Source organism: Kineococcus vitellinus, assembly GCF_009906315.1.
In the GTDB taxonomy this organism is placed as follows: Bacteria; Actinomycetota; Actinomycetes; order Actinomycetales; family Kineococcaceae; genus Kineococcus; species Kineococcus vitellinus.
On sequence record NZ_JAAALL010000181.1, the window covers coordinates 1 to 9307 of the forward strand.

A 9307-nucleotide genomic window follows, 5' to 3' on the forward strand; every position below is an offset into this window, starting at 1 on the left:
GTACAGGGCGGGGGTCGTCGCGGGGGCCGGGACGCCCAGCTCGGCGAGCTCGGCGACGTGGCGGGCGACCTCCTCCTGGTCCCGGCCGGTGTACCCGGCGTTGAGCAGCCGCGTGACGGTGACGGAGCGGACCCGCCCGTCGGGCAGCTCGAGGTCGAGGGAGCCGAGGTGGGCGGGGACGGAGGTGGCGGTGGGCACGGGCGCTCCTGGGGTTCGTCGGGGCACCGAGGTTACACCTGTTGCATACAACGCGCATGCACTACCGTCGGCACATCCCGCACGGTCCCGCACGAGAGGAACACCATGGACGCTGCAGCACCCGCGGCGGGCGTGTCCCGCGCCTCGGTCCGCAAGGCCTACGCCGCCAGCCTCACCGGCACCTCCCTGGAGTGGTACGACTTCGCCGTCTACTCCAGCGCCTCGGCCCTCGTCCTCCCGCAGCTCTTCTTCCCCTCCTCGGACCCGCTGACCGGCACCCTGCTGGCCTTCTCCACCTACGCCGTCGGCTACGTGGCCCGACCCCTGGGCGGGATCCTCTTCGGGCGGCTCGGCGACGTGATCGGCCGCAAGAAGGTCCTCGTCGCGACGCTGCTGCTCATCGGCGTCGCCACCTTCGTCATCGGCCTGCTGCCCACCTACGCCACCATCGGCGTCGCCGCACCGGTCCTGCTGGTGCTCATGCGCTTCGCCCAGGGCGTCGGCGTCGGCGGCGAGTGGGGCGGTGCGGTGCTGCTGTCCGCCGAGTTCGGCGACCCGCACCGCCGCGGCTTCCACTCCTCCGCCGCCCAGGTGGGGCCGCCGGCCGGGAACCTGCTGGCCAACGGCGTCCTCGGACTGCTCACCGTCACGATGAGCGAGGAGACCTTCGAGGGCGGCGGCTGGCGCATCGCGTTCCTGCTCTCCGCCCTCCTCGTCGCCTTCGGGCTGTGGATCCGCCTGAAGCTGGAGGACACCCCCGTCTTCCAGGCCATCGCCGAACGCGGCGACGCGCCCTCGGCCCCGGTGCGGGAGGTCTTCCGCACCTCGCCGCGCGGGCTGGTCGCCGCGATCTGCTCCCGCGTCGGCCCGGACGTCCTCTACGCCATGTTCACGGTGTTCGTCCTGACCTACGGCACGACCGTCGTCGGGTTCTCGCGCGGGCAGGTCCTGGCCGCCGTGCTCGCCGGGTCGGCGTGCCAGCTGTTCCTCATGCCGCTGGCGGGCGCGCTGTCGGACCGGGTCAACCGCCGGCTGCTGTACGGGATCGCGGCCGTGTGTGCGATGGTCTGGCCGTTCGCCTTCTTCGCCCTCGTCGACGGCGGTTCGCAGGTGGCGCTGACCCTCGGCGTCGTCGTCGGCCTGGCGATCCACGCCTTCATGTACGGCCCGCAGGCCGCGTTCGTCACCGAGCAGTTCTCGCCCCGGCTGCGCTACACGGGTTCCTCGCTGGCCTACACGATCGCCGGGATCTTCGGCGGGGCGATCGCGCCGCTGGCGTTCACCGCCCTGCTCGACGCCACCGGCGGCGGCACCGCCATCGCCGTCTACATCGCGGTGGCCGCGGCCGTGACCCTCGTCGGGCTCGCGCTCGGGCGCGACCCCGACCCCGCCGAGGACGACGCGCTGCTGGCGGAGAGCGCGGCTAGGCGGCCAGCAGGACGCGCAGCGTGACCCGCAGGTGCTCGTCGATCGCCGCGTGCGCCTCGGCCACGTCCCCGGCGGCCAGCGCGTCGACGATGCGCCGGTGCTCCTCGCAGACCGTCTCCTGGCGGCCGGCGGCCGAGTACAGCGCCTGCACGCCGATGCGCACCTGCCGCACCCGCAGGTTGGCGTAGGTCGAGGACAGCAGGGCGTTGCCGACGGCGTCGACGAGCACCGAGTGGAACACCCGGTCCCACTCGATGAACCGGCGGGCCGCGTCGCGCTCGTCGCCGGGGACGTGGTCGGACAGGAGGAGGCGCTGCTGGTCCAGCGCCTCCTCCAGCGCCCCGAGCGGAACGGTCCCCGCGGCCATCGTCCGGCTGGCGGCGTGCCGCTCCAGGGCGCCGCGCAGGTCCATGAGCTCGCTGATCTGGCGCCCGGTGAGCACCGGCACGTAGGCGCCCCGCTGGGGCACCAGCTCCACCAGGCCCTCGGCGACCAGCAGCAGCAGCGCCTCCCGGACCGGGGTGCGGGAGACTCCGACGCGGACCGCGAGGTCGGCCTCGTTGAGGAAGGTGCCCTGGACGGCCGGGTCCACGAGCACCTCGTCGCGGAGGAACTGGTAGGCCCGTTCCCGACCGGTCGAACGTCCTGGCACACCACATGTGTACACCACCGAACCACCCCTCCAGCACGAAGGAGCAGCCGTGCGCACCGCCCTGGCACAGATCAGCAGCAGCGACGACCCCGCCGCCAACCTCGACCTCGTCGCGGCGGAGGTCGAGCACGCCGCCCGCGCGGGCGCCCGCCTGCTCGTCCTGCCCGAGGCCACGATGTGCCGGTTCGGGGTGCCGCTGGGCCCGGTCGCCGAACCCGTCGACGGGCCGTGGGCCACGCGGCTGACCTCGCTGGCCGACGCGGCCGGGATCACCGTGGTGGCCGGGGCCTTCTCCCCCGGCTCCGGCGGCCGGGTGCGCAACACCCTGCTCGTGCGCGGGGCCGGGGTGCACGCCGACTACGACAAGATCCACCTCTACGACGCGTTCTCCTTCGTCGAGTCCGAGGGCGTCGAACCCGGCGCGGCCCCGGTCGTCGTCGACGTCGACGGCGTCGGGGTGGGTTTCGCGACCTGCTACGACCTGCGGTTCCCGGGCCTGTTCACCGCGCTCGCCGACCGGGGCGCCCAGGTCGTCGTGGTCGCGGCCTCCTGGGGCGCGGGCCCGGGCAAGGTGGAGCAGTGGGAACTGCTGTCGCGGGCGCGCGCGCTGGACTGCACCTCGTTCGTCGTGGCCTGCGGGCAGGCCGACCCCGGGCCGCTGCCCGAGGGCTCGACCGCGCCGCTGGGCGTGGGCCACAGCCGCGTCGTCGGGCCCCTGGGCGAGGTCGTCGCCGAGCTGGGCGCCGAACCCGGCCGCCTCGTCGTCGACCTGGACCCGGCCCGGGTGGAGGGCGCCCGCTCGACGCTGCCCGTCCTGGCCAACCGCCGCCCGCTCTGAACGCCGCGGCGCCGGCGGCCCCGCGGGTGCGGGGCCGCCGGCGCCGGTCGGTCGGTCGGTCAGACGGTCAGCGCGGTCTCCGCGCGCCGCACGACCAGACCCGTCGGGCCCGAGGCGGCCGGGTCGTCCAGGTCGAAGTCGCGGCCGGCGACGTCAACCTCGACGGTGTCGCCGTCGCGGACCCCGCCGGACAGGATCGCCCGGGCGAGGCGGTCGCCGATCTCGCGCTGGACGAGCCGTCGCAGCGGCCGGGCGCCGTAGGCGGGGTCGTACCCGGTGATCGCCAGCCAGTCCTTCGCGGCGTCGGAGACGTCGAGCACCAGCCGGCGGTCGGCCAGGCGGTCGGCCAGCCGCTGCACCTGGATCTCCACGATCCGGCTCAGCTCCTGCGTCGAGAGCGGGTCGAAGACCACGACGTCGTCGAGGCGGTTGAGGAACTCCGGCTTGAAGTTCGCCCGCACCGCGCTCATCACGGCGTCGTGCTTGGTGGCCCGCGACAGCTCCGGGTCCACGAGGTACTGCGAGCCGAGGTTGGAGGTGAGCACCAGGATGACGTTGCGGAAGTCCACCGTCCGGCCCTGGCCGTCGGTCAGGCGACCGTCGTCGAGGACCTGCAGGAGGATGTCGAACACCTCCGGGTGCGCCTTCTCCACCTCGTCGAGCAGCACGACCGAGTACGGCCGGCGGCGGACGGCCTCGGTGAGCTGGCCGCCCTCCTCGTAGCCGACGTAGCCCGGGGGGGCACCGACGAGGCGGGCCACCGCGTGCTTCTCGGAGTACTCGCTCATGTCGATGCGGACCATGGCCCGCTCGTCGTCGAAGAGAAAGTCCGCGAGCGCCTTGGCCAGTTCCGTCTTGCCGACGCCGGTCGGCCCGAGGAACAGGAAGGAACCCGTGGGGCGGTCCGGGTCGTTGACCCCGGCCCGGCTGCGGCGCACCGCGTCCGAGACCGCCTGCACGGCGGTGGACTGGCCGATGAGCCGGGCGCCGAGGAACTCCTCCATGCGCAGCAGCTTCTCGGTCTCGCCCTCCAGGATCCGCCCGGCCGGGATGCCCGTCCAGCCCGCGATGACCTCGGCGATGTCGTCGGGCCCGACCTCGTCGGCGACCATCGGGGTGCTCACCGGGCCGCTCTCCTCGGCCGCCTGCGCGGAGGCGAGCTCGCGCTCCAGCGCGGGGATGCGCCCGTAGAGGATCTCGCTGGCGCCGCCCAGGTCGCCCTCGCGCTGCAGCCGCTCGGCCTGCGAGCGCAGCTCGTCGACCCGGTGCTTGAGGTCGCCGACCCGGTTCAGGCCGGCCTTCTCCTGCTCCCAGCGCGCGGTGAGCGCGGTGAGCTGCTCCTGGCGGTCGGCCAGCTGGGCGCGCAGCGCCTCCAGGCGCTCGCGGGAGGCGGCGTCGTCCTCCTTGGAGAGGGCGAGCTCCTCCATGCGCATGCGGTCCACCGCGCGGCGCAGCTCGTCGATCTCCACGGGCGAGGAGTCGATCTCCATGCGCAGCCGGGAGGCGGCCTCGTCGACGAGGTCGATGGCCTTGTCCGGCAGCTGGCGGCCGCTGATGTAGCGGTCGGACAGCGTGGCCGCGGCCACCAGCGCGGCGTCGGAGATCGCCACCTTGTGGTGGGCCTCGTAGCGCTCGCGCAGGCCCCGCAGGATGCCGATGGTGTCGGGCACCGAGGGCTCGCCGACGAACACCTGCTGGAAGCGGCGCTCCAGGGCGGGGTCCTTCTCGATGCGCTCGCGGTACTCGTCGAGGGTCGTCGCGCCGACCAGGCGCAGCTGACCGCGCGCCAGCATCGGCTTGAGCATGTTCCCGGCGTCCATGGCGCCCTCGCCGGCGCCCGCGCCGACGACGGTGTGCAGCTCGTCGATGAAGGTGACGATCTGCCCCTCGGAGCGCTGGATCTCCGAGAGCACGGCCTTCAGCCGCTCCTCGAACTCACCGCGGTACTTCGCGCCGGCGACCATGCTGGCCAGGTCGAGGGAGATCAGCCGCTTGCCGCGCAGCGACTCCGGCACGTCGCCGGCGACGATGCGCTGCGCGAGGCCCTCGACGACGGCGGTCTTGCCGACACCGGGCTCGCCGATGAGGACGGGGTTGTTCTTGGTGCGCCGGGAGAGGACCTGCACGACGCGGCGGATCTCGGCGTCGCGGCCGATGACCGGGTCGAGGCGGCCCTCGCGCGCCTGCGCGGTGAGGTCGACGCCGTACTTCTCCAGGGACTTGTAGGTGCCCTCGGGGTCCGGCGAGGTGACCTTCGCACCGCCGCGCACGTCCGGCAGCGAGTCCAGCAGCGCGTCGCGGGTGGCGCCGACGGCGCGCAGCGCCTCGCCGGCCGCGGACTGGCCGCTGGCGGCGCCGAGGAGCAGGTGCTCGGTGGAGACGTAGGCGTCGTCGAGGGCGCGCGCCTCGTCCCCGGCGGCCTGCATGAGGGCCAGCGCGGGGCGCGAGAGCGTGGGCTGGCTCACCGAGGAGCCGGACGCGCTGGGCAGCGAGGCGAGCGCGCCGTCGACGCGGCGCGCCAGCAGGGCGCGGTCGGCCCCGACGGCGTCCAGCAGCCCGCCGGCGACGCCGTTCTCCTGGGCCACGAGCGCGGCGAGGACGTGCAGGGGTTCGACCTGGGCGTGACCCGCGGACGTGGCGCGGCCGACCGCGTCGGCCAGCGCCTCCTGGGCGCGGGTGGTGAGCTTGAGGTCCACGGGCTACCTCCGGGTGGTTGGGCGGGACGGTCACCACGTCCAACCATGCCAGACTTGAGCTTGTTCCGCTCAACTCTCGCGCCGCCCTCCCCGATCGGTGATCTTCCACGGTGGAACGTGGAAGATCACCGATCGGGGTGCGTCAGGCGTCGCAGCCCGTGGCGTCGGCGTACTGCTCGGCGTCGGCGAAGACGGCGTCGGAGACCGCCGACGTGCCGCCGGCCACGATGACGTAGCACGGGCGCAGCCGCTGCAGCTCCGCGCGCGTGGCCGCCGGCAGGTGGTCGCGGTCGGTGAGCAGCAGCGGGCCGAGGAGCCCGGTGGAGGGTGCCATCGCCAGGGCGTCGGGGAAGGACGTGCCCGAGGCCAGGTAGACCGCGACGGTGGAGTCGGGCTCCCACACGAGGTTCGAGATCTCGGCCGCCGTCTCGTAGCGGTCGGCACCCGACAGGCGGATGTTGCCGTTCGCGGAGACGGCCGAGCGCAGCGCGATCGAGCGCGTCGCGTCGTCCGCCACCGCGCGGGCCTGGCGCTCGACGTGCGGGGCCGGGGAGTCGGCCGCGGCGCTGGTGGCGGTGACGACCGTGGCGCCGAGGAGGGCGGCACCGGCGAGGGTGGCGAGCGACGTGGCGCGCATGGGAGGTCCTCCGGGAGAGCGGGGTTCGGGACGGACGGGAACCGGCCGTGGACCGACTGTGACCGGGCGCGGGGAGCGCCCACAGCGTCCCGACAGCCCCGCTGCGCCGGACGAGCGAGCGCGTCACCCTCCGTCCGCACCCGCCTCGCCCACCGTCGGAAACCGCTCACGCTCCGTCACCTCTCGTCGGGTCGGTCCGTCCCGTCGTCCGGGGTCGACGGCGGCCGGCCGCGCCGGGGCAGCCCCCCGGCGTCGGCCGGCATCCGCCCGGCCCGGCGCAGCGCCTCGCGCAGGAGGAACTCGACCTGCGCGTTGACGCTGCGCAGGTCGTCGGCGGCCCAGCGGGCCAGCGCGTCGTGCACGGCCGGGTCCAGCCGCAGCAGCACCTGCTTGCGGGGCCTGCTCACCAGCGGGCCCCGCTCACCCGTAGAGGGTTCCCGTGTTCACCACCGGGGTGGCGCGCCCGTCGCCGCACAGGACGACGAGCAGGTTGCTCACCATGGCGGCCTTGCGCTCCTCGTCGAGCTCCACGACGTCGAGCTCGTGCAGCCGGGCGAGGGCGAGCTCGACCATCCCGACGGCGCCGGCGACGATCTGCTCGCGGGCGGCGACGATGGCCGAGGCCTGCTGGCGCTGCAGCATCGCCTGGGCGATCTCCGCGGCGTAGGCGAGGTGGGTGATGCGGACCTCGACGACCTCGACGCCGGCGACGGCGACGCGGGCCGCGACCTCGTGGGCCAGCTCGTCGGCGACGACGTCGGTGGACCCGCGCAGCGAGGTGCCGCCGCCGGCCGGGTCGTCGTAGGGGTGCGTGGTGACGACGTGCCGCAGCGCGGACTCGCTCTGCATCTCGACGAACTCGGCGTAGTCCTCGACGGCGAAGGTGGAGCGGGCGGTGTCGGCGACCTGCCAGACGACGATCGCGGCGACCTCGACGGGGGAACCGGTGGCGTCGTTGACCTTCAGCCGGCCGGTCTCGAAGTTGCGCACGCGCACCGAGACCTTCTTCGTCGTCGAGAACGGCACGACCATCACGAGACCGGGTTCGCGGATCGTGCCGGTGTAGCGGCCGAAGAACTGCACCACGCGGGTCTGCCCGGGCTGGATCGTGCCCAGCGAGCCGACGAGCACGAGGGTCAGCACGGCGGCCGGCGCGGCCGCCACCCACCACGGCGGCCGGGCGCCGGGCGCGGTGAGGGCCAGGCCCACCAGCGCGAGCGTCAGCACCAGCGGGACGAGCGCGGCCAGCAGCGCGCGGCCGCCGTGCAGGTGCGGTGCGCGGCGCTCGGTGACGTCCACCCGGGCGCCGTCGTGGCCGACGGGCGTGGTGGCGGCGGGGGCGTCGGACGGGATCTGGTCGTCGGTGGCGGTCACGACGGGCTCCTCTCGAAGGGGACATCAAAGTGATATCACTTTGATGTGCCTCCGCGCCAGCGCTCGTGCCGACCGGCACCGGCGGGCAAGCTGTCCCGGTGGCCAGCCGCGAACTCGTCGTCCTCGGGACCGCCGGCCAGACGCCGACCCGCACCCGCAACCACAACGGCTACCTGCTGCGCTGGGACGGCACCTGCGTCCTCTTCGACCCCGGTGAGGGCATCCAGCGCCAGATGGTCCTGGCCGGGGTCGCCTCCCCGCGCGTGGAGCGCATCTGCGTGACCCACCGGCACAACGACCACTGCATGGGCGTGCCGGGGGTGCTCAACCGGATGGCGCTGGACGTCCCCGGCCGCAGCGCCGTCCTCACCGGCCCGCAGGACGCCTTCGAGCACCTGCGGCTGCTCGCGGTCGTCGCCGCGGCGAACGTGGAGGTCACCGTCGAGGGCGTCCCCGAGCGCGACGAGCGCGTCGAGGTCGCCGACGTCGCGGGCAGCAGGCTGACGGCCCGGCGCCTGGACCACCGCGTCCCGGCGATCGGCTACCGCCTGGAGGAGCCCGCGGGCCGCGCCTTCGACGCCGCCGCCCTCGCCGCGGCGGGCGTCGCCGGCCCGGACGTGGGCCGCCTGCAGCGCGAGGGGCAGCTGCGCGGCGTGCGGCTGGAGGACGTCAGCGCCCCCCGGCCCGGGCAGGTGTTCGCCTTCGTCATGGACACCCGCGACCACCCCGCCGTCGTGGACCTGCTGAGCGGCGCCGACCTCGCCGTCGTGGAGTGCACCTACGCCGACCGCGACGCCGAGCTGGCCCGCACCCACTTCCACCTCACCGCCCGCCAGGCCGGGCTGGCCGCCGCCCGCGCCGGCGTGCGCACGCTCGTGCTCGCGCACTTCTCCCAGCGCTACCCCGACGCCGAGGAGCTCGGCGAGGAGGCGCGGGCCGCGGTCGCCGAGCTCGGTGCCGCCACGCGGGTGCACGTGGCGCGCGACCTGGACGTCGTGCCGGTGCCGCCGCGCCGGAGGGCGGGCGCGGCCTGAGCGCCCTACCGTCGAGGCCGTGAGCACTCCCCCCTTCGACCCCGCCGACCCGCCCGTCCCCGAGCTGGAGGTGGACGGGGACGTGCCGCCGCGCCCGGAGGAGGAGGTCGCCGACGCCGGGCGCGAGCAGCCGCCCGGGGAGCCGGGCGCAGGGGCTACGCGACCTTGACGAGCCGCCGCTTCTTCACGGTGTAGCCGGGGGGCAGCGTGCCCTCCTTGAGCATCCGCAGCGGGCAGCGCGTGCACCGGTCCCTGGACTCGCAGCACTTCGACTTCGGCCACCGCTGCTTCTTCGCCACGGCCGGGAAGCTAGCAGCCCGGCGGCGCGGCGCCGCCCCTGGACGTCACCCGGCCGACGCGCAGCGGACCCCCGGGGTTCGGCCCGGCGTCGGCGGGCGTCCCTAGCGTCCCCGCGTGCCTCACACCCCCCGCCCCCGCCCCGTCCTGGCC

The 9307-nt window shown here is 74.8% G+C and carries 11 protein-coding genes; 4 read left to right on the plus strand and 7 right to left on the minus strand.

Translation table 11 applies throughout. The annotated features are described in order from the left end of the window. The coding region (locus GTQ99_RS25270) for a DUF2848 family protein (protein ID WP_338075022.1) at positions 1-198 on the minus strand (198 nt) is incomplete at its 3' end. A 105-nt stretch (positions 199-303) separates the two neighbouring features. On the opposite strand from GTQ99_RS25270, the gene GTQ99_RS15245 reads away from it, so the two are divergent. Further along, complete coding sequence (locus GTQ99_RS15245; RefSeq protein ID WP_166616588.1) at positions 304-1650, plus strand: MFS transporter; 1347 nt, start codon at positions 304-306, stop codon at positions 1648-1650. Here GTQ99_RS15245 and GTQ99_RS15250 read toward each other — a convergent pair. Further along, a complete protein-coding gene (locus GTQ99_RS15250) occupies positions 1622-2278 on the minus strand; it encodes a GntR family transcriptional regulator (protein ID WP_338075023.1) in 657 nt (218 codons plus the stop codon). The two genes, GTQ99_RS15245 and GTQ99_RS15250, sit on opposite strands and share 29 nt — an antisense overlap. Before the next feature lie 49 nt (positions 2279-2327). On the opposite strand from GTQ99_RS15250, the gene GTQ99_RS15255 reads away from it, so the two are divergent. After that, positions 2328-3116: a nitrilase-related carbon-nitrogen hydrolase gene (locus GTQ99_RS15255; RefSeq protein ID WP_166616589.1), complete on the plus strand. Its 789-nt coding sequence runs from the start codon at positions 2328-2330 to the stop codon at positions 3114-3116. 59 nt (positions 3117-3175) lie between these two features. Here the strand turns inward: GTQ99_RS15255 and clpB are convergent, their stop codons facing one another. From clpB to GTQ99_RS15275, 4 genes are all read right to left on the minus strand, one after another. Beyond that, on the minus strand, positions 3176-5812 hold the full coding sequence (gene clpB, locus GTQ99_RS15260; RefSeq protein ID WP_166616590.1) for an ATP-dependent chaperone ClpB: 2637 nt from the start codon (positions 5810-5812) through the stop codon (positions 3176-3178). Between the two features lie 142 nt (positions 5813-5954). After that, positions 5955-6449, minus strand: coding sequence for a cell wall-binding repeat-containing protein (locus GTQ99_RS15265; protein WP_166616591.1), 495 nt, complete (start codon positions 6447-6449; stop codon positions 5955-5957). A gap of 176 nt (positions 6450-6625) precedes the next feature. Next, the gene (locus tag GTQ99_RS15270; RefSeq protein WP_166616598.1) at positions 6626-6859 is read right to left on the minus strand and encodes a type II toxin-antitoxin system antitoxin; all 234 of its coding nucleotides are present in this window, start codon (positions 6857-6859) and stop codon (positions 6626-6628) included. A 10-nt stretch (positions 6860-6869) separates the two neighbouring features. Next, positions 6870-7823 (minus strand): SPFH domain-containing protein, encoded by a 954-nt coding sequence (locus tag GTQ99_RS15275; RefSeq protein WP_166616592.1) that lies wholly within the window; start codon positions 7821-7823, stop codon positions 6870-6872. A 98-nt stretch (positions 7824-7921) separates the two neighbouring features. Between GTQ99_RS15275 and GTQ99_RS15280 the strand changes: the two genes are divergently transcribed. Together GTQ99_RS15280 and GTQ99_RS15285 are read left to right on the plus strand one after the other, a co-directional pair. Continuing rightward, the gene (locus GTQ99_RS15280) at positions 7922-8857 is read left to right on the plus strand and encodes an MBL fold metallo-hydrolase (protein ID WP_166616593.1); all 936 of its coding nucleotides are present in this window, start codon (positions 7922-7924) and stop codon (positions 8855-8857) included. Between the two features lie 19 nt (positions 8858-8876). Continuing rightward, entirely contained in the window at positions 8877-9026 is a 150-nt protein-coding gene (locus tag GTQ99_RS15285; RefSeq protein WP_166616594.1) for a hypothetical protein, read from the plus strand. Here the strand turns inward: GTQ99_RS15285 and GTQ99_RS15290 are convergent. Next, positions 9013-9156 carry a hypothetical protein gene (locus GTQ99_RS15290; protein WP_166616595.1) on the minus strand — a complete coding sequence of 48 codons (144 nt, stop codon included), beginning with the start codon at positions 9154-9156 and terminating at the stop codon, positions 9013-9015. The genes GTQ99_RS15285 and GTQ99_RS15290 overlap by 14 nt on opposite strands. Positions 9157-9307: the final 151 nt, after the last annotated feature.

Bases quoted from the DNA above. Each gene is read 5' to 3' on its own strand.
- GTQ99_RS15265 (WP_166616591.1), bottom strand. From the start codon at position 6,449: ATGCGCGCCACGTCGCTCGCCACCCTCGCCGGTGCCGCCCTCCTCGGC.
- GTQ99_RS15245 (WP_166616588.1), top strand. From the start codon at position 304: ATGGACGCTGCAGCACCCGCGGCGGGCGTGTCCCGCGCCTCGGTCCGC.